The sequence below is a fragment of the Streptomyces violaceusniger Tu 4113 genome (assembly GCF_000147815.2).
GTDB classification, from domain to species: Bacteria; Actinomycetota; Actinomycetes; order Streptomycetales; family Streptomycetaceae; genus Streptomyces; species Streptomyces violaceusniger_A.
Map to the genome: position 1 here is coordinate 238589 of NC_015951.1, position 19437 is coordinate 258025.

A 19437-nucleotide genomic window follows, 5' to 3' on the forward strand; every position below is an offset into this window, starting at 1 on the left:
TCAGTTGATGAGTCGACGGGCGGCGACGATGCCTCGTTTCCAGGCAGCGAGCTTGGTTACGCGGACGACGTCGCCCGTCTGGGGAGCGTGAACGATCAAGCCGTGTCCCATGTACATGCCAACGTGCCCGGGGCCTTTCGGCCCGTCATGGGTGAAGAGCAGATCGCCGGGCTTGAGCACGTTGACGCTGACGGAGCGGCCTTCACGGACCTGGGTGTAGGTGGTGCGGGTGAGCTTGACGCCGGCGACGCCGTAGGCCCGCTGCATCAGCGATGAGCAGTCGCACCGCTCCGTCGGATTCTTGCCGTGGGGGTTGGTGCAGGTGCCGCCCCACTGGTACGGCGTCCCGAGCTGGTCGAGCGCCCACCGCAGGGCGGTACGGACCTGCGGGGGTGCGTCGGCTGGGATCTGGTAGCCGTCGGGACGCGCGCCGGCCGGGATCTTCCCGAACTTGCTGCCGTCGCTGTCATCACGGGAGGTGTCGGTTTGGCCGCACGAGGTGTGTCCGAACAGGGCGACGAGCGCGGCCGCGTCGGTCTGCTGCTGGTCGTTTCCGTCTCCGCCGTCTCCTGCCGGGGTGTTGGTGAGAGCGTGCTGTAGCGCGGTGGCGAGGGGCTCCCACTGGGCGTAGGCGTCGGGGAATCCGGAACGCTGGACCTTCTGGGCTGCTTCGGTGAGCGGCAGCTGCTGCCACCCTTTGACCTTCAGCAGCCTCGAGTAGAACTTCCGTGACGCGCGCCGGGGGTCTTGCCGCTGCTCAGGCGTCCCCCAGCTGGGGCGCTGCTGGAACAGGCCCAGGCTGTCGCGGTCCCCGCTGCTGAGGTTGCGGAGCCGGGATTCCTGGAGCGCTGTCGCGATCGCGATCACCTGTCCTCGCGGCGGGACGCGCCTCGCCTCGCCTTCTTCCTGGATGATCTTCGCGTTCGGGATCTGCTCCTGGGGGCGCTCCAGGCCCTGTGCCGGCTTGGATGCCTTGGCGTGGCTGCCGCTGAGGACGGCCTGGACCTGTTCGGTGACCGCGGCGGTGTCGACGGTGGTGTCCGTGTTGTTGCGGGTGCAGGCGGTCTTCTGGGCTGCCTGGCTGTTCAGCCGGGCCTGCTGGTCTCGTCCCAGGGCGGCTACCGCGGCGGTCGTGAGGAGGATCACCAGGACGATGAGGATGAGGGGCGTGCCGAGCCCTGCGGCGAGCAGGGCTCGGCGGCGGTTCATCGGGGCCCCCTTGGTGGCCGGGGCGGGTTGGTGCGGCGGTCGATGCGGGCCCGTAGCTGAGCCTGGCGGGAGGAGCTGGGCGGCTGGAGGGGCACGCGCGGGGTGGGCTGCGGGCGGCGTGGCGGGTGCGTGGGCCGCGGCGGATGTGTGGGTCGCGGGGGGTGTGCGGGGCGAGTCGGCGCCGCCGTCCCCGGGGGGCGGGTCACGGGGCGCCTGGTGGCTGGCCCGGATGCGGGCCGGGTGGGACGGCGTTGGGCGGGCTTGTGGTTCAGGCGGGTGGCGAGTGCGCTGGCGCCGTCCCGGCGGAGGGCGCTGCTGGCGGCACCGCGCAGGTTGCCGCGGGCGAGGGCGTTGGTGGCCATGGAGGTGCGGATGATGGTGTTGGCGGTGTCGCGTGCGTTCATGGTGTGGTCGGGCGCGGACGGAGAGGCGAGGAGGCTGCGGCCGGTGCCTCCGACACGCGCGTTGCTGAGGCGGTTGCGGATGTTGTTGCCGATGTCGCGGGACTTGCGGGCGACGTCTTTGCGTTTGCGGTAGGCGCCGATGCAGACGACGTCAACGACGAGGAAACGCACGGTCAGGCCGCCGCTGCCGTACTCCTCGGACGGCGCGTCAAGGAGCGCGTCAACCAGCACGATGAAGACGCCGAGCATGGCCACGCTGCCGACGAGCTGGATCAGCGAGCGGCTGACGGATCCGCACCAGGCCCACAGGTAGGAGCGGCCGGCTCCCGGGATCGTTCCGGCAACGAGGGCGGCTTCGCCGCGGATGGCGTCGTAGGCGATGCGGTACTGGGCGGTCAGGAAGGATCCGGCGATGCCCACGACGAGCAGGAAAACGATGACGGCGGCGATGAGGACGAAGAAGGCGCCGGCGAGTTTGTCGCCGGATGCCTTCATCGCCGTGCCGGCGTCGGGCACGCACTCGGCCTCGAATGCCTTCATGGGCTTGTCGCCGTAGTGGTTGGCGGTCCACTCGGCCGAGAGCTCGGTGACCTTGGACAGGACATCGCCGGGGATGTCCGCGCCGGGGATGTCGATGCCCAGATTGTCGGCGGTGCTGGCCAGCGGGCCGAGCACGGCGGCCTTGCTGGCGCCACGGATGGCGTCCTTGGCGCCGCTCAGTCGCTTGTCGAACTGCCTTTCCCAGGCGAGCTGGTCAAGGAGTGCTTCGGCGTAGCGCTCGTTGCAGGCGTCGCTGAACGTGCGCCCGTATTTGATCAGCTGGGCGGGCTTGGCGACGAACGCATCGCTGAGGGCGTCGGTGATTGGCCGGGCGAGACCGGCCGCGGTGACGGGCGTGCCCTCGCCTCGCTGTTCGCCTGGCGGGTGGGTGCTGTCGAGGATGATGGCGGTGACTTCGAGGGAGAACTGCCGCACCTGGCCGAGCGCGCCTTGGTCCTGTCCGCCCATCAGTTGCTGGGGCGGGGTGATGACCGCGGTGGCGGTCAGGGCGGCGAGCAGGATGGACAGGGCGGCGTCGCCCCAGCCGCGGGCGCGGTCGCCGAAGAAGATGTTCCAGGCGCAGATGACCGCGCAGGCGCTCAGGAAGAGCGTGGGCAGGCCCATCTCCATGATGACGCGAGTGTGGAGGGACTCCGCGACGGCCAGGACCGGTTTGATCAGGATCTTGGCTAGGCCGAAGGACAGGGCCCAGGCGACCATCCAGCAGGAGAAGGCGATCAGCCATTTGGTGAGCATGAAACACAAGGCGGTGAGCAGGTTCCACACGCCCAGATCCCACTGATACCAGCTGCCGGTGTCCCCGTCGACGTTGTAGGTGGAGAGGGGGATCCCGTACTGGTCGGTGGTGTTGAAGACCCCGAGAACGCCGCCTTCTTCCTCCAAGAGCTTCCGGACGCGCTTTTGCTCTTGGCGCAGCAGCTCCTTCTGCATCGACTCGCCGATGACGTCGTGCTGCTCGTCCCAGAACCGCTCGAACTTCTTGCGGAGCCTGTCGGCCTCCTTCTTCTTCTCCTCCTCGGTGAGGGCCCCGTCGGGCCTGGGAGTCGCCGCATCCGAGGGAGTGGGGGTGGCCGACGGCGCGGTGGCGGTCGGCGAGGGAGTGGGGTCGTTGGGGGCTGCGACAGCGGGGATGGACGTCAGCGGCACCACCGTGGTCGCGACGAGGACGCCCAGGAGCATCGCGCCGCTCCACTGGCGCCGTCCCAGACGCCACAGCAGCCGGATCCTGCTCATGCCCGCTCCCGGGTGGGCGTGGTGTGAATGGTGGCGGCGGCCTCCGGGTCGGCGGGGATGAGGATCTTCATGGTGCCGACCCGGCCCAGCAGGTCCCGGTACAGGCACTCCCCCAGCCGGGCCTCCCGCTCGGCCTCGGGCAGGTCGAGGGGGGACAGGCCGGTGGTCACCAGCTCCAGCAGGTCCTTGTCCTCGCCGTCGAGGTCGAGGAAGGCCAGGCCGCGCCGGGCGAGGTGGCTGGTGCTCTGGCGGAACAGCAGCCGGTGGGGGATCAGGCCGCGGACGATCGCGCCGCGCTCGTTGTCGGAGGGGCCCACGTCATCGGAGTCGTGGCTCCCGACGAACGCAGCCGCGTTGTGCTTGCGGCCGTCGCGGACGAGTTCGAGGAGCAGCTCCAGGCCCTCGCTGGAGGAGGTGAGCCACCAGCACTCGTCCCAGACGCAGACGGCGAACTCCTCCGGTGAGGCGACCGCGATCTGCCGGCACAGCGCGGCGATCACGTACATCAGGGCGCGGCCCATGACCTTCTCGAACTCCATGCGCTCCAGGCGGAAGTCGCTGCCCAGTTCGGCCCGCTTGGGCAATTGGAGGGCGTGCACGCTGAAGACGACGCTGTCGGCGTCCGCGGCTGCCACCGGCAGGGTGGGGTCGAAGACCACCCTCGACAGGTCCTTGCGGGCGACGGCCCTGAGCTTGCGGGCCAGGCCCTGAGCGGCCGGGTCGCTCGCGCCGCGGGCCTTGAGCTCCTCGGTGAGGGCACGCATCGAGGGGGCCGGTCCGGCCAGGACCGCCTCGATGGCCTCGGACAGGGCCACCCCTTCCAGATCCATCGGGCGCACGCCGAGCAGCAGCACCAAGAACGACTCGGTGAACCGGGCGGCTTCCTGCGGGGCGAACAGGCGCAGTGGGTCGAGGGAGATCTGGGCGTCCTGGTCGACGGTGATGGTCTGGGTGGAGCCGGGGCAGGCGCCGGCGAAGCGCAGCCACTCCTGGTTCCGGGTGCGGTCGACGATGACCGCCCGGCCCCGGGAGTTGGCCATCCCGGTGCGGCGGCCGCGGGCAAGCACGCTGTAGACGGCCGCCTTCATGGCGACGCTCTTGCCGGCCCCGAGCTCGCCGATGAACGCGGCCGAGGCACTCGCGTTTTCCCGCGGCCCGCGAGAGAAATCGGCCAGCACCGGGCGGACCCCGCCGCCGGCCAGTTGCAGCCCGTACAGCGCTCCGGTGTCGTCGCCGAGCTCGGCGCCGGCCAGGGGCATCGCCATGGCGAAATCGGAGGCGAGCAGGATCTGCCGGTAGGCGGTCATCACCCGCGGGGTGCGGCAGCCGGGCAGCATCCCGTAGAAGAGACTCTCCTGCTCGCCCAGCGGCCGGGCGAAGGTGTAGTCGCTCGGCCCGAAGTGGCTGGCGACGGCCGTGGCCCGGTCCTGCGCCTCGTCGGCGTTCTGGCCCCATACGCACAGCGCCACCATGGCGCCGACCTCCACCTCACGGGCGGAGGAGGTCACCCGCGACCGGAAGTGCGAGAGCTTCCCGATGCCGGTGCGGACGTGGTCCGGCGCGCCGGCGGCATCACCGTCGTATTCGGCTTCCTGGTGGGCCAGCTCCCGTGCCCGGCGCCTCGACTTGGCTTCGGCCTTGTGCCCGGGGGTGATGTGGAGGCGGGCAACCCAGTCGATCGGGAAGGGGAACTGGTCGAGCGCCTGGAGGTACTCGCTGCCGGGAAAGGCGTATTCCTCGGGCATCTCCGACAGGGCGAGCAGCGCCTGGTAGCTGTCCCCCCACTCGGTGGCCACCTGCAGGAAGCGGCGGTGAAACGGGTTGCCGACCGCCCGGCCACGCCGGGTGTCAAAGTCGGTTCCGCCTTCGGCCAGGAGGACTTCGCTGAGCGCCGCGGTGGTCCGTCCCCGTCCCCGTACCCGGTGCGCGCTGTCGTCCGGGGCGGGCAGCAGGGGCTCGGCCAGGCCACGGCGGACACTGCGGCCGTAGATCCACAGAATTTCGGACTCCGTGGCCGGCCGCATCGGCACAGCGGCCGGCCACTGGGCCTGGATCCGCGCAGCCTGCTCGGTGCGCCGCTGTTCCTCGGCTGCGGAGACGGGCGCCGGCAACAGGCCCAGCTGTCCGGCCAGCTCGGCCCGGGCCGCGGCCAGGACCTGGGTGATAGCGCCCCGGCGGCTCTCGGAGGGCAGGGGGATGGCCAGCCAGTCGGTGCGGCCGGTCAGCTCCATCGTCTCCAGCTGGTCCAGCACCCGGTGGGCGAGGTCGACGTACCGTGCGGACGCCTCGAGGTCGATGCCGGCGGTCATGTCGCGGACGACCTGGGCCGGGTCGGTCTGGGGGCACAGGCTGAGCAGCATCGGCTCACCCTCGAGGCTCTTGATCAGTGACTCGATCGTCTTGAGCCTGCGTCGCTTGGCCGCTGCCGTCGCGTGGGAGTAGTTCGCCGCGGAGACACGCCACACGGCCCAGCAGGTGCCGTGGGTGGTCCAGATGATGTTCCCGGCCACGTGCCGGACAGGCAGCCGCATGGTCAGCGCCCCTTCGTTGATTCGTGCTCGGCCCCGGTCGAGCGGCGCTGCGCGAGCAGCAGCTGCACGCCGGACCTCATCCCGGTCCCGTCACCGCCTGCCGTCACCGGCATCTCGGTGCGTGCCGGGACCGTGGGGCGGGGAGTGACGGGCTGTTCAAGGTGTGGTGGTTCGGCCGCGCCGGCCGTCCCGGGCCGCTCCTCGGCGGCGGACGCCGGCCGCGCCGCGGCGGGGCCTCGCTGGTTGTCGGCCTGGTCTGCGGGGGGCGCGGATCCGTCGGCCTCGTCCTGCGCGGGCCGGTCCGCGGATGGCAAGGTGCAGGCGGCGCGGGCGCGGTGGGCAGGGGCGGCGCGCCAGGGCCGTCCCCGCAGCCGGCCATGGCGGGGCGCGCTCGCCAGCATGGCGATGCTCACCATGACCGCTGCCGGGTTCCGGCCGTCGAGCCGGACGAACCGCAGCGCCCACGCCCCCCCGTAGGGGATGACGATGACGATCAGCAGGTCCAGCACGCTATGGGTGCCCCACAGGCTGCGGGTCGCGATCAGCGGGATGAACAAGACGACCAGGGCAGTCAGCTGGGTCCTGGTGTAGGGGCCGCCGGGCAGCCGGGCGTTGCCGCCGGGGATCTTACCGACGACGACCGGCAGGCGGCGGGCCTTGGTGTAGCAGTGGCCGATCAGACGGTCATCCGGGTCCGCCCCGACCAGTTCTGCGGCGCTCACGGCGCCTGTCCGGTGCCGGCGGGCCTGACGCCGTTGTCGTACTGGGTGACGTCCGTACCGGTCTTGTCGCTCAGCAATTCCAGGTTGGCCGCACCCCACCAGACCATGGCGGCCAGGATGACCGAGAGGATGGTCGGCCCGGCCGCGCGCGTCTTGAACCCGACCACGGCAATGAACACCAGGCACATGAGCGGGATGACCCCGTAGAGGAACAGGTTCTGCAGGTCGGTGCTCAGCAGCCGAGCGGTCTCGATGTTTCCGATCACAGCGAGCTGGTTCATCAGGTTCTCCGTTCTGGGCGGCCGGGGACGGTCATGTGGCCGGGCCGGTCGGTGCGGTGGGCGGGGTGCGGTCGGCTGTGGCGGGGGTGGCGTCCAGGGCCGCGATCTCCCAGCGCCCGGCGCGGGCGGTGAGGGTCAGGGCGTAGGACAGCGGGACTGGCACCCGGTCGTCGCCGGTGGCGCGGATCTGCACCAGCAGCCGCTGCCGGGTACCGTTCGCCGGCACGCCGGTGGCGGGACCGGCGCTCTCCTCGCCCGCGACGGCCAGGTACTCGACCTCGACCTCGCGGTACGGGGCCGGGCGGACCGGTTCCATGTGGAGACCGGGGGCGAGGTAGCGGTCCAGCTCCCCTGAGCCGGTCAGGTACGCGTCGAGGAAGTCCCGGGCGGTCTCGGCGCGGGTGTCCCCTGGCACGGCGGCCCGCTCCGGCCCGTAGCCGAGTTGCGGCTGGCGGGGCTGGCCGCCGGGAGCGGCCACTTCGGCCGGCAGGGTGGCCGCCACGTAGTCCTCCGCGCCGGAGCCGTCGCCTCCCGCGGAGGCGAGTACGGGTACCTGGAAGTACCGCAGGGCACCGGACTTGGCCCCGTCCTCCTTCTCGCCGCCCTTCGGCCCGAGCCGGGCGGCGACGGTGACCGACCACGCGCCCGATGCGGTTTGCCGCACCCGGACAGCGGTCGTCTGGGTCGCGGTCTGCCGCCCTGACTTCCCGTCCAGCTGCAGCTGCCCGGCCGACGGGTAGTAGGGAGCGAGCTGGTCCTGGTCGCCCTCCCCGGCCGCGACGAAGGCGGAGACGTACAGCTCAGCGAACCCGGAGGGCCCTGCACCGTCTGCCTCGGCGTGCTGCGCTCGCGGCCGCGGCGGCGGGACGGCGTCCACGGCGGCCGCAGCCGACAACCAGGCCAGGAGACCCAGGATGGGGCCAGCGCAGATCACCGCCCACGCGAACCAGCGCGCCAGAACCGTCGCATTCGCCCGCGCGCCCGTTGACATCTGCCAGCCGCCGGCCTCAGTGCCGCGCTGCTCCCACTCCTCCAACACGCTGCTGTCCGTCGCGCGCCTCCGCGCCCCGAGCCGCATCACAGCCAGCCTCCGGCGAGCTCGTTGATACGTGCGCGCAACTCCGCCTCAGGACGCTGGCTCAGCACCTCCAGAGACGCGAGAACGCCGGGAGCGTCCCGGTCGAGGTAGTCCCGCAGCGCGTCGTACGTCGCGGCGTTGAACGGGCGGTACACCAGAGCAGCACCGAGACCGATCAGGAGGCGCTGGGCCCGCACGACGCGCTCTTCATCCGGGTCCAGTGGAGTCTTCGCGGTGGACGACATCTCTTCTCCGTTCGCTTGCGGCGCGAGACTGGTCAGGGAGGAAGGCCGGTTCACGCGGCGCGCCGAACGGTCGACATCAGGCGAGCAACGGCGCGGCTGCGTCGGCGCTGCCAGGCGGTCGCGGTGGTGCCAACACGGGCGGCAGCCGCCGTGTCGGACAGGGGCGCGGCGCGGTAGTGCCAGGCGATGGACTGGCCGTCGGCGGTGGACAGGCAGCCGGCCTCCATGGCGGCCAGGACAAGTTCGAGGAGTTCCAGGCGGGCAGCGCTCACTTCCGCCCCACCCGGCGTCGGCTCCAGGTCGGCAGCCGCCGCCGCTGCCCGGACCCCGCGGTGATGCGCCCGTGCCGCGGGGCCGGGCGCGGGATCGGCGAGCAGCTCGGCGACCGCCAGGTCCTGCGCCCGGTCTTCCCGCTCGGCGGCCAGCTCGCGGCAGACGCGGCCGAGCGTGTCGAGCGCGAGATTGGCGGCAGGCCGCCCGGGGCGGTGATGGATGCGGCCAGAGCGGGCGGTCTCGAAGAGGGCGGCGATAACCATGTGGCCGATCGCGTCGAACGACCGGCCACCGTAGGAGCGGACCTGGCCGCGGGCCATGCGCACCGCAGCCGGGAGCATCGCCTGTACGACGATGCGCGCGGCCAGCGTCGCTGACCGGTCATCGCCCGCAGCCCGCTGGAGAAGAGCGCGCAGAACGTCATCGGCCAACGGACCGGCCAGTGCACCCTCCTGCGGGCGCAGCGCGGCGAGCAGCTGGTCGGGCCCAAGCTGCCACCACGCGGAATCGGTCACGGCCGCAACGCCGGCGGCGAGCTGATCGGCGATCAGCCAGTTCGTCACCAGGGTCCGTACGGACGCGTCTGCGGACAGCGCTGTCCACTCCGCATCCAAGCGGCTGAAGATCCCGCCGGTGGTCGGGGCAGGACGCGATAGATCGAGCACGGCACGCTCCTTTCGGATCTCGTGCCGTGAACTCTCCTCACCCAGGCATGCCCGAAGGCTTGCCCAACTCACGAAAAGGCCAGGTCGGGGGCTTGCCCATTTCTACGCAGCCCAGAAACACCCCGCCGGGCAAGCCCTCGGACAGCATGGGCAAGCCCCTCTGGCCGGGCCAATCACCACCGGGCAAGCCTGCCCCGGGCAGGGCGGGCAATCAGAACGCAGACCGCTCCCGAGACCGATCGGGGCAACCCGCCGCCTGTCGCGAGGCGGTGTCCGATCGGGCTGGACCGGCCGTGGCCGATGGCCGATTGCCCTGGATCGGCCATCGGCCACGGCCAGGATCGGCCACCACCGGATCGGTCACGAGGTCATCGGCCACGCCGTCGCAGGGTGGCCGATGACCGACCCGTGCAACTGACGATGGCCGATGACCGATCCAGGACAACCGGCCATCACAAGGGCTCGATCAGGAACGGCCACTGACCGAGCGAAGGTGCCCCCGGCCCTGCTGCCGCTGCTGCGCCGTCCGGTACTCCTTCGCCTTGTTCAGCGCGCGCTGGCCGGTACGCGGGGACACATCCAGACGGCGTGCAACCTCTGCGCCCGACAACTTCTTGCCCGCCGCCTCGGCCTCGGTCAGCCACCCAGCAATCATCCGGTTCTGCTGCTCCTCAGCATCGGACTCTGGGCTCTGCTGCTCCGGTACGCGTACCGTCGCGATGCCCGCGTCGGCCACCGTCGTATCCCACCCTGCTCCGCTGCCGGTCGACGCCGACGGTTGCCCCGCCGTCACTGTGGGCGTGGCGTCCATGGGCATCTGCTCCGGGACTGCCGCCTCGGCCACCGGCGCGGTCATCGCCGGCACCGGCTCTGCGGCGTACGGCTGCGGCGCGGCGGGCTCGACAGACGGCGTGCCGAAGAACGCATGCATGTCGGCCGGGCCTTCAGCCGTCCCTGAGCCGCTATCGGCCCGCCGATCGGTCACGGCCGATTCGTCGGCCACCAGCTGCCTCTCCGCGGGTTCACGGGCTGCTTGCCGCAGCTCCTGCAGGACGGGGCGCAGCTGCTCCTCGGCCACAGGGCCACCTGTGGCCGGGTCGGTCACGTTGTACGCATCGTGGAGGAAGAAGCCGAACTGGTGGGCGTTCGGGAAGCTGCCGTACTGGGCGACGTATGCGTGAACGGCCTCGTAGAAGTCGATCACGGACGGTGTCGGAGTCTGGCCAGCCGTCGCCGGGAGGCTGCCGTTGACCGGATCCGGGGCGGGGCCCAGTTCCTCTGGCCCGGTCGCGGTCGTAGTGATCTCCCTCGTATCTAGCGCGCGCTGGTGCTCGGTGTCAGGCTGTGTCACCAGCGGCTGGTCGTCGGCGCGATCGACCGACACCGTGAACGGCTCCAGCCCGGCCGCGGCGAGCCCCGCGGGGGCGGTGTCCGACAGCGGCACCCCGTACCGCGCCAGCCGCAGCGGCATCAGCGACTCCACGGGCGCCTTGCGGCGCCAGGAGCGTCCGTAGCGGGCGCGCAGCCGGGCCTGGTAGACCAGCCGGTCCTGCTCCAGCCTGATGACCTCGTCGTAACTGCGCAGTTCCCACAGCTTCATCCGGCGCCACAGTCGGAAGGTGGGCACCGGCGCGAGCAGCCAGCGGGTGATGCGGACCGACTCCATGTGCCGGTCGGCGGTGATGTCGGCGATCCGGCCGACCGCGTGCCGGGCGGCCTCGACGGAGACGACGAAGAGGATCGGGATCACGGCGTGCATGCCGACGCCGATCGGGTCCGGCCAGGCGGCCGCGCCGTTGAAGGCGATGGTGGCCGCGGTCAGCAGCCACGCGGTCTGGCGCAGCAGCGGGAAGGGGATGCGGATCCAGGTGAGCAGCAGATCCAGCGCCAGCAGGACCACGATCCCCGCGTCGATACCGATCGGGAAGACGTTGGAGAACTGGCCGAAGCCCTTGTCGCGGGCGAGATCGCGCACCGCGGAGTAGGAACCGGCGAAGCCGATCCCCGCGATCCCCACCGCCCCGGTGACGACCACCCCGATCAGTATTCGATGCATGCGGGTCAGCCGCTCCACCGTGCCCCGCCCCCTCCTATGTATCTCGCCGAACTCCGTCAACGGGAGTGCACAGTCTCTCACCGCGCCGATCAGACAACCGCTCCCCCGACCGTGCTGGGCACAACGACATCTAGCTGCCCCCGCGCGGTTGGGTTGAGCCGAGAGTGGGCTGGACGGTGGGCTGCAGTAGGGGCTGTAGAGCAGGACCGAGAGGTGGACCGAGAGTAGGATCAGCCTTCCGTCGAGGTGGTGCATCCTTCCAGGTCAGCGCATATGGGCAACCCTTCTGGAGCTGCCGACACCTCTTTCTGCGTCAGCCAGAAAGAGACATGAGTCAGTCAGCCGGGCAGCGTGTCTGCGCAACGCCCCGGCCGGTCCTGCTCGTCTTCCAGCAGGTCGGCAAGCGCTCCGCCAAGACCCCAGATGGAGAGGGTCGCCGACCTCACCCGCTACCACTGGCAAGGCCGATGACACAGCGGGGACGGATACCCCCTACGACCGCTGCATGCCGATCGTGGCGACCACGCTGGACCTGCTGCGCGAACATGGGCCGGCCGGACCTGCGTTCTGGCGGCTCGGCCGTGGCCACCGCCAGCCGCTGCGGGACACGATTGGCAACCCCGCCGCGATGCCGCTCTCGCCCACCGCCGCTGAGCCGCCCGGACGATCGAACTCGCCAGCCATACCTGGCGCACCCGAGCGCACCCATTGGACTCCAGTGTCGTCGTGGTCAGCTCACCGGACCGGCTGCAGGCCGAGCTCGCGGCCGCCCCCGGTGCGGCCGCTCGCCCTGGAGCGGCACTTCCCGGCCCAACTGCCCGGCCCCGAGCCCGGCCTCGCCCGCCGCCCCCTCACCACGGGGCGGACTGCACGCTCGCGATCCGCTCCGAGCGGGCTGGGGTGCGGATCGGTCGCCGGCCGGTGGAGCAGCGGACTGGCGCTCGTTGATCAGACGCTGGGCCAGCGCAGCTCCCAGACGGCGCCCGCCCTTGAGGTAAGCGCGCGCACGCTGACGGGTGTCGTCGGGCCACGACGTCAGCCGCATCAGGTGCTCAAGAACGACGCTGGCGGCCGTGAAAGGGTCTGCGAGGTACGGCACGACTACGTCGCGATGCCGGGTCGGCCGCAACGGTTCCTCACGTACCCGCACCACCATCCAGTCGGGCCGGTGGCGTTCTACGGCATCCGCCTTGAGCCGGTCGCGTTCCTCAGCGTCGCGGTGCCAGTACGAGCCGTCGAACTCCACGACCACGCCCTGGTCGTGGTCCGCTGGGAAGAGCATGTCGAGCCGATAGCGGCCGTGCGGCGTCTGCAGCGGATACTGCTGCTCCCCGCCCGTGAGGACGAGCTGGAGTTCGGCGAACAGTTCCGCTCCTGCCGGGAGACGCTGGTCCGCTTCCGGCAGCATGGGCAGCCCTGCCTGCCCATGAACACGTGCGCCACCTGCGCGGACCAAGGTTCGTGTCGGGCGGGGCACAGCCACCAGACCGGCACGTTGGCCCCGGCGGTCACCTCTGCCGGGGTGAGGGTCCCGTTTAGGGACGGGTGCCACAGCGCCGCGATCTCGGGGCTCTCGATCGACAGTGCCTGGTAGCGCACCCGGCCGGAACAGGAGGGGCACGCGGCCACGCCGCGGACGCGGTGAAACACCTTGGCCCGGAACTCGCTGGCGCACGCGGTGCACTTCCACCAGACCAGGCGGTGCGAACCGGCGGTGACAGCTCCGGCCGTCAGTCCGTCGTTGCGCGCGAGGTGCCACTGCGCCGCCAGATCCGGCCGCGCCTCGGGGAGAGCGGGAGCACGCTTCCTCCGGGCGCAGGCCGGGCAGCCCGACCCGGCGAAGGTCCGGTGGCTCACCTTCGCCTCCCAGCGGTGGCCCCGGGAACAACCCATCCCAGCCGTACGCGGGAGTTGACCAGCAGTTCCGCCACGTCGGCGGGTGCGGTGTCGGGGTCCACCTCCGCGAACAGCTCAGGCATGTCGGCCAAGCGCCCGGCCGGGGCATCGCGGCCGGCCCTCGCGCAGGCCGGGCAGCCGGTGCCGCGGCTGCGGTTGGATATTCGCGCCTGGTACTCGTGCCCGACCGGACAGCGCCACCAGACCTGGCGCTGCGAGCCTGGCCCGAACTGGTCCGGTGAGGCGTCGTTGCGCGGGTGCCATTCTGCTACCAGGCCAGGCGAGTGTTCGCTGAGAGTGGTCCGGCCGCGCGGCACGTACCCCGCGCACTGCGGGCAGCCGGTTCCGGCGACACGGGAATGGACTTGGGCCTGCCAGACGTGTCCGTCGTCGCACTGCCAGAACACAGCCTTGTGGGAGCCGGGACCGATCTGCGCCAGGTCCAGGTCGGCGTTCAGGTCCGGATGCCACTGGGCGGCGATGGCCGGGTGCTCGTTGACCAGGAAACGGGTGCGACGTGTCATGAGCACGCACCGTAAGACGCGCCACTGACATGCGCTTGCCGAGGTTACCAACGATGATCACCGTCACGCCCCGGTCGTTGTCAGTGGGCGAGCGGAGAATCACCGGATGGCCCATGAACCGACGGGGGCCGGCGAGTCCGAGATCCTCGCCGTCTCCTTACGTGCGTACCTGTCCGAGACCGGTTTCTCCTTCACCGGACTGACCGGCAAGGAGGTGACCCAGTGCATCACCCGGGCGGTGGTGCAGTGGGTGGGAGCCTCGGGGTGGAGGTGCAGAACGGAGGCGCAGATGCGCTACATCGATCCGCCTCGTCTGAAGGACGGGGGCTGCCTTTCCTACTGGTCGCCGTCCTGGTCTGCCTACCTGGACCTTCGCGTGGTTCGCAAAGACGGCCAGCCGGTCGCCGTGGAGATCGACCGCGCGGACGAGAGCACCGCCGTGGACAAGCTCCGAGACGAAGCACTCCGCGGGCGCCCTGCGCTTTGGATCCGCTGGCACGGAGCGCTGCGTGCCGAACTCCCGGCCGGTGTGGCCCGTCTGCACCTGCCCACGCGGTCCAGTAAAGCGCCCCTGCGGTACTCGCTGGCCCCGGTGGCCGGCACCGAGGCGATCACCACCGGCCAAGCCGTCACCCTCGAGGCCCGAGCAGACGCTCAGCGGCGGGACCAGCAGCGGATCGCGGACGAGAAACGTGCTGCTGCCCGCCCGCAGGAACCGGGCCCCACCCGCTGCTACTAGTGATCAGCACGCTGCTTTGCCTCCCCCCCCGTTACCTTCTAGACGGCCCCGATGTTGGGGCTCCCGGCCTTCTGGCCCGGCATGACTTTTGCCCCCTGTCGACCATGACCCGGGGGGTGGTGTCACCGGGTCGGGAGGCGCCGGTAGATCGCTGATAGGGGCAGGAGCGCCGGTCCGCTGGCAACGCTCTTCGTAACGTGGTTGCCGGATGTCGGCGCCGTGCCTTGGCCGGGAAGACAAGACCCTCCCAGGAGGATGTTCGTGATCGACACCCGCGACGTGGCCGTGTTCCTCGGCCTGGACGTCGGCAAGGGCGAACACCACGCCACCGGCATGACGCCGGACGGCAAGCAGGTCGTCGACAAGCCGCTGCCGAACAGCGAGCCGAAGTTGCGGGCCGTGCTCGACAAGCTCACGGCGAAGTACGGCCGGGTTCTGGTCGTCGTAGACCAGCCCGCCTCGATCGGCGCCCTGCCGCTGGCCGTCGCCCGCGACGCCGGGTGCGAGGTCGCCTACCTGCCCGGCCTGACCATGCGGCGGATCGCCGACCTCTACCCCGGCGAGGGCAAGACCGACGCCCGCGACGCGGCGATCATCGCGGACGCGGCCCGCACCATGCCTCACACCCTCCGCTCGATCGAGCTGGACGACGAGACCATCGCCGAACTCCACATGATCGTGGGCTTCGACGACGACCTCGCCGGTGAGGTCACCCGGGTCGCGAACCGTTTGCGCGGCCTGCTCACCCAGGTCCACCCGCACCTGGAACGCGTACTCGGCCCGCGCATCCAGCACCCAGCCGTCCTCACCCTGCTCGAACGCTTCGGGTCGCCCAAGGCGATCCGCAAGGCCGGACGGCGCCGGCTGATGACGCTGCTGCGGCCGAAGGCGCCCAGAATGGCCGAGCGGCTGGTCGAGGACATCTTCACCGCGCTGGACGAGCAGACCGTTGTCGTCACGGGCACCGACGCGGCCGCGGTGATCGTGCCCAAGCTCGCCAAGAACCTGACCAGCCTGCTCGACCAGCGCAAAGAACTCGCCGCTGACATCGAGGAGTTGCTCAAGTCGCACCCTCTTTCCGAGGTCCTGACGTCGATGCCGGGGATAGGCGTCAGGACCGGAGCCAGGATCCTCATCGACGTCGGCGACGCCAGCAGCTTCCCCACCGCAGGCCACCTCGCCGCCTACGCCGGGCTCGCCCCGGTGACCCGACGATCGGGGTCCTCGATCCGAGGCGAAAGCCCATCCCGCAGGGGCAACAAGCACCTCAAACGGGCCTTCTTCCTCGCCGCGTTCGCCGCCCTGTCCGACCCCGCCTCCCGCGCCTACTACCAGCGCAAGAGAGACGAAGGGAAACGGCACAAGCAGGCCCTGATGTGTCTCGCCCGCCGCCGCGTCGACGTCCTCTTCGCCATGCTCCGCGACGGCACATTCTTCGAGGCCCAAACCGTCCCCCAAGCCGCCTGAATCATCACCAATCAACCGACCCGCCCCTTGACGAAAGAGATAGGGGCACCCCCCGGCGAAGCCGTCGCCCTCCTACCGGACACACCGACGAACCCACCGCGATCCAACCGGCGCGGCTCCCGGGCCTGGAAGCTCCAGGGCCCCAGGGCGCCGTCGACCTGTGCTGGCTCCGGACCCTCCGCGCCACCTCGCACACGGCGCTAAGGACCACGGTGAGGATCTCTCCCAACAACAAGCCGGCGTTGTCGGCGGCGGCTGGAACGCTGGATGGATGAACGGCGATGAGCAGCTGCTGCGCGGCCGGGTCTACGGCTGCGACCACGACGACCCTGACTCGGGCCCGCTCCCGCACCAGACCTACGCCGCGCTCATAGGCGGGCCGCTGGATGGGTTGCTGCTGGACATCACGGGTTGGCGGCCCGGGGAAGTCGACGGCGGCGCGGCCCTGGTTACCGAGCTCGGTCAGTTTCCCGGTGGGCGGTCGCTGTACGACCCGCGCCCCGGCGAACCTCGCACACAGGGCCCGGGTGTGAGCTGCCGCTTCTACTACTCTGGCGACACACCCTGACCGACGCCCCGACCACGGCAGGCCGGCGGTCGGTTCGTCTGCCTGAACCTCCGGCTACGGCCTGTTTTCGGTCAATTGGCTCGCGGTGTTCTCGATCTACAGCAGCGTCCACTCGACTCCGGCCTGCCACCCGGGCTCCGCACCGGCGTACCGCGGCTTCGACGACGGCGCCCCTACCGTCAGTCCATGAGGCAGAGGGAGCTGGTTCTTCTGGTACGGATGCGGTCAGTCCGATGAGGCAGCGTTCGTAGAGCAGGTTGTGCACATAGGTCAAGTCAGGTGAAAGTGTGATGGTCTGTCCGCTAACGTCGGATGTCGCGGTGCCACGGGAGCCCGCGACAAGTTCCAGGGGGGACTTTCCATGGGCATCGACTTTTCCACCTTCGGCTCGGGGCCCTCTCCGGCGCCCACTGACCCTCGGGTCCTGTTCGACGCGCTGCCCGACCGAGCTGCACGCTACGAGTTCCTGCGTGACCCTCAGGGGCAAGTTCTACAGACTTGGTACGACCGGCGCTCGCAGAAGGATTTGGTCGTCAAGCTCAACACCGGCGGAGGCAAGACGGTAGTGGGTCTGCTGATCTGCCAGTCGAGCCTCAACGAGGGTGAGGGCCCAGTGCTGTATCTGGCACCCGACCCCTACCTGGCCTCGCAGGCGATGGAACAGGCCGCTGAACTCGGCATTGAGGTTACCGACGACCCCCGCTCAGCGCGCTTCACCAGTGGCGAGGCCATCTGTGTTCTCAGCCTCCACCGGTTCGTCAACGGTAAGAGCGTCTTTGGCCTCCAGGGCGACGGACGACCCGTCGTCGACGTCGGCACGATCGTCATCGACGACGCGCACGCGGCGCTCGCCACGGTGAAGGAGAAGTTCACCCTGACGCTCTCCCGAGACCGGCACGAGAAGACGTTCACCGAACTGCTTGACCTGTTCGCTGACGACCTGCGCCAGCAGTCGGAGATCACGTACCAGGGCCTGACCACTCAGGACTCCTCAGCTGTAGCCCCGGTGCCTTTCTGGGCCTGGACCCGCCGCAATACCGATGTCACGGCGGCCCTGAATAAGCTGCGCGACGACGAGGATCTTCAGTGGTCGTGGCCGCTGATCAAGGACGTCCTCCCGATCTGCCGTGCCGTCTTCACTGCCGACAAGCTCGAGGTCCAGCCTCCGTACCCGCCGATCAGTAAGATCGCCAGCTTCGCCCGTGCACGACGGCGCGTGCATCTGACCGCCACCCTCGCTGACGACAGCGTGCTGGTCACCGACTTCGCGGCCGATCCCGAAACTGTGGGGGCACCTATCACCCCGACAAGCGCCGGGTACCTCGGCGACCGGCTGATCCTCGCACCCCAGGACATCAGCACTTCGATCAAGGAACCCGCGGTACGCGACATGGCCGCCAAGCTCGCTGAGCGGGTCAACGTCGTCGTCCTGGTCCCCTCTCACCGCAAAGCCGGCGCGTGGGCGCAGCACGCGCAGATCACCGCATCGAAGTCCGACGAGATCGGTGCCGCAGTTGCCAAGCTCCGCAAGGGCCACGTTGGTCTCGTAGTCCTGGTGAACCAGTACGACGGGATCGACCTGCCCCGCAAAGCCTGCGAAGTCCTGGTCATGGACGGGCTGCCTCAGGCATACGGCGGCCTGACCCGCCGTGAGGCGACTGTGCTCGGCGACTCCGACGAGATGGTCAATCGCCAGTTGCAGCGCATTGAGCAGGGCATGGGCCGCGGGGTCCGCTCAGCCAACGACCACTGTGTCGTTCTGCTGCTGGGGCCGCACCTGTCCCAGCTCATCGCCGCACCCCGATACCGTTCCCGGTTCAGCCCCGCCACCCGAGCACAGATCGACTTCTCCCGCCAGGTGGCCGCAAAGCTGGCTGACCAGCCGCTGGAGCAGATCGAAAGCGTGATCGCACAGGTTCTGGGCCGGGACCCGAACTGGGTGACCGCCGCACGCGGTGCCCTCACCGAAGTCACCTACCCCCGCAGCACCGTCTCCGCAGGTGCAGCCCCTGCCCGCCGCGCCTTCGACCAGGCATCGCTCGGCCAGTATGCACAAGCCATCCGATACATGAGCGAAGCCGTTGCCGCGGCGACCGGCGAGACCGAGCGAGGATTTCTTCAAGAACAGCTCGCCGCCTACCAGCACTTCATTGACGAGTCCAAGGCCCAGCACACCCTGGTCAAGGCGCTCGCCTACAACCCCGCGATCCTCCGGCCCATCGCCGGCGTCAACCCCACCAAGATCAAGCCTACCGACACGCAGGCGGTCCTTGCCGCCGGGTACCTGGCCAACACCTACGCCGACCGCAACGACTTCCTCGTAGGCGTCAACGTCCTGCTCGACGAACTCGTCTACCGACCGGACCAGAAGCAGGTTCCCATTTTCGAACGAGCCCTGGAACATCTGGGCTACCACCTCGGATTCGAAGTACAGCGGCCCGAGCGCACCACCGGCAACGGCCCGGACGTCCTGTGGGCCACCGGCGGCCTCAAGTACTTGGTCCTTGAAGCCAAGTCAGGGGCGAGCACTGACAAGATCTGGCGAAGTGACGTCGCTCAGCTGGCACACTCCATGAGCTGGTTCCAGGAGACCTACGACCAGACCTGCAGCGCCACTCCCGTGCTCTTGCACCGCGTCAACACGCTCGAGTACAACGCGGTGGCTCCCCCCGGCACGCGCATCATCACCAGCGGCACCATGACTCAGCTGGCTGATGCAGTACGCAAAGCGATGGTGGCGCTCGCGGATGAAGGGGCCTGGAGCGATCCTGAGGCAGTGGCGAAGCAGTACCAGGCCCACCGCCTCCTGGGAGAAGGCATTGCACAGCGCTTCAGCGTCACCCCCCGCTGACCTCGTCCGCCAGGTTCACGTCGACCCCAGCTCATGATCCGGGCCCGACGTGAACCTGGACGGCCACGCATAGCCGAAGGGACGATACGCCCATTCCGCATGAGATCCCTCGCAGGATGGACCGTCGGCCTCCG

At 70.0% G+C, this 19437-nt stretch carries 15 protein-coding genes and 1 pseudogene; 4 read left to right on the forward strand and 12 right to left on the reverse strand.

The annotated features are described in order from the left end of the window. The 12 genes and pseudogenes from STRVI_RS44770 to STRVI_RS46935 form a co-directional block, all read right to left on the reverse strand. Entirely contained in the window at window positions 1-1209 is a 1209-nt protein-coding gene (locus STRVI_RS44770; protein ID WP_014043662.1) for a C40 family peptidase, read from the reverse strand. Continuing rightward, complete coding sequence (locus STRVI_RS44775; protein WP_014043663.1) at window positions 1206-3407, reverse strand: hypothetical protein; 2202 nt, start codon at window positions 3405-3407, stop codon at window positions 1206-1208. Before STRVI_RS44775 ends, STRVI_RS44770 begins: the two co-directional genes overlap by 4 nt. After that, window positions 3404-5938 (reverse strand): ATP-binding protein, encoded by a 2535-nt coding sequence (locus tag STRVI_RS44780; protein ID WP_014043664.1) that lies wholly within the window; start codon window positions 5936-5938, stop codon window positions 3404-3406. Before STRVI_RS44780 ends, STRVI_RS44775 begins: the two co-directional genes overlap by 4 nt. A 2-nt stretch (window positions 5939-5940) precedes the next feature. Next, entirely contained in the window at window positions 5941-6660 is a 720-nt protein-coding gene (locus STRVI_RS51930) for a hypothetical protein (protein ID WP_014043665.1), read from the reverse strand. After that, window positions 6657-6941: a hypothetical protein gene (locus tag STRVI_RS44790; RefSeq protein WP_014043666.1), complete on the reverse strand. Its 285-nt coding sequence runs from the start codon at window positions 6939-6941 to the stop codon at window positions 6657-6659. Before STRVI_RS44790 ends, STRVI_RS51930 begins: the two co-directional genes overlap by 4 nt. A gap of 31 nt (window positions 6942-6972) precedes the next feature. Then, complete coding sequence (locus tag STRVI_RS44795; protein ID WP_251983025.1) at window positions 6973-7980, reverse strand: conjugal transfer protein; 1008 nt, start codon at window positions 7978-7980, stop codon at window positions 6973-6975. 38 nt (window positions 7981-8018) lie between these two features. Next, the gene (locus STRVI_RS44800) at window positions 8019-8264 is read right to left on the reverse strand and encodes a hypothetical protein (RefSeq protein WP_014043668.1); all 246 of its coding nucleotides are present in this window, start codon (window positions 8262-8264) and stop codon (window positions 8019-8021) included. Window positions 8265-8314: 50 nt separating this feature from the next. Continuing rightward, the gene (locus STRVI_RS44805) at window positions 8315-9202 is read right to left on the reverse strand and encodes a hypothetical protein (protein ID WP_014043669.1); all 888 of its coding nucleotides are present in this window, start codon (window positions 9200-9202) and stop codon (window positions 8315-8317) included. Between the two features lie 466 nt (window positions 9203-9668). Further along, complete coding sequence (locus tag STRVI_RS44810) at window positions 9669-11258, reverse strand: DUF2637 domain-containing protein (RefSeq protein ID WP_043242491.1); 1590 nt, start codon at window positions 11256-11258, stop codon at window positions 9669-9671. Between the two features lie 730 nt (window positions 11259-11988). Beyond that, a complete protein-coding gene (locus STRVI_RS55450) occupies window positions 11989-12666 on the reverse strand; it encodes a hypothetical protein (protein WP_251983026.1) in 678 nt (225 codons plus the stop codon). Window positions 12667-12710: 44 nt separating this feature from the next. Further along, window positions 12711-13151: pseudogene (locus tag STRVI_RS56290) on the reverse strand (zinc-ribbon domain-containing protein); the annotation flags it as partial. After that, a complete protein-coding gene (locus tag STRVI_RS46935; protein WP_014043673.1) occupies window positions 13112-13678 on the reverse strand; it encodes a zinc-ribbon domain-containing protein in 567 nt (188 codons plus the stop codon). The pseudogene STRVI_RS56290 and the gene STRVI_RS46935, both read right to left, overlap by 40 nt. Window positions 13679-13784: 106 nt before the next feature. Between STRVI_RS46935 and STRVI_RS44820 the strand changes: the two genes are divergently transcribed. The 4 genes from STRVI_RS44820 (at window position 13785) to STRVI_RS44835 (ending at window position 19303) form a co-directional block, all read left to right on the forward strand. After that, window positions 13785-14417 carry a hypothetical protein gene (locus STRVI_RS44820; protein ID WP_014043674.1) on the forward strand — a complete coding sequence of 211 codons (633 nt, stop codon included), beginning with the start codon at window positions 13785-13787 and terminating at the stop codon, window positions 14415-14417. Window positions 14418-14678: 261 nt separating this feature from the next. Continuing rightward, window positions 14679-15884, forward strand: a complete 1206-nt coding sequence (locus STRVI_RS44825; RefSeq protein ID WP_014043675.1) for an IS110 family transposase — start codon at window positions 14679-14681, stop codon at window positions 15882-15884. Between the two features lie 271 nt (window positions 15885-16155). Further along, on the forward strand, window positions 16156-16452 hold the full coding sequence (locus tag STRVI_RS44830) for a hypothetical protein (RefSeq protein WP_014043676.1): 297 nt from the start codon (window positions 16156-16158) through the stop codon (window positions 16450-16452). A 361-nt stretch (window positions 16453-16813) separates the two neighbouring features. Next, window positions 16814-19303, forward strand: coding sequence for a DEAD/DEAH box helicase (locus tag STRVI_RS44835; RefSeq protein WP_014043677.1), 2490 nt, complete (start codon window positions 16814-16816; stop codon window positions 19301-19303). The last annotated feature ends 134 nt before the right edge of the window (window positions 19304-19437 follow it).

Bases quoted from the DNA above. Each gene is read 5' to 3' on its own strand.
- STRVI_RS44820 (WP_014043674.1), top strand. From the start codon at position 13,785: ATGGCCCATGAACCGACGGGGGCCGGCGAGTCCGAGATCCTCGCCGTC.
- STRVI_RS44775 (WP_014043663.1), bottom strand. From the start codon at position 3,407: ATGAGCAGGATCCGGCTGCTGTGGCGTCTGGGACGGCGCCAGTGGAGC.
- STRVI_RS44835 (WP_014043677.1), top strand. From the start codon at position 16,814: ATGGGCATCGACTTTTCCACCTTCGGCTCGGGGCCCTCTCCGGCGCCC.
- STRVI_RS44780 (WP_014043664.1), bottom strand. From the start codon at position 5,938: ATGCGGCTGCCTGTCCGGCACGTGGCCGGGAACATCATCTGGACCACC.
- STRVI_RS44770 (WP_014043662.1), bottom strand. From the start codon at position 1,209: ATGAACCGCCGCCGAGCCCTGCTCGCCGCAGGGCTCGGCACGCCCCTC.
- STRVI_RS55450 (WP_251983026.1), bottom strand. From the start codon at position 12,666: ATGCTGCCGGAAGCGGACCAGCGTCTCCCGGCAGGAGCGGAACTGTTC.
- STRVI_RS46935 (WP_014043673.1), bottom strand. From the start codon at position 13,678: ATGACACGTCGCACCCGTTTCCTGGTCAACGAGCACCCGGCCATCGCC.
- STRVI_RS44810 (WP_043242491.1), bottom strand. From the start codon at position 11,258: ATGCATCGAATACTGATCGGGGTGGTCGTCACCGGGGCGGTGGGGATC.
- STRVI_RS44830 (WP_014043676.1), top strand. From the start codon at position 16,156: ATGAACGGCGATGAGCAGCTGCTGCGCGGCCGGGTCTACGGCTGCGAC.
- STRVI_RS44800 (WP_014043668.1), bottom strand. From the start codon at position 8,264: ATGTCGTCCACCGCGAAGACTCCACTGGACCCGGATGAAGAGCGCGTC.
- STRVI_RS44790 (WP_014043666.1), bottom strand. From the start codon at position 6,941: ATGAACCAGCTCGCTGTGATCGGAAACATCGAGACCGCTCGGCTGCTG.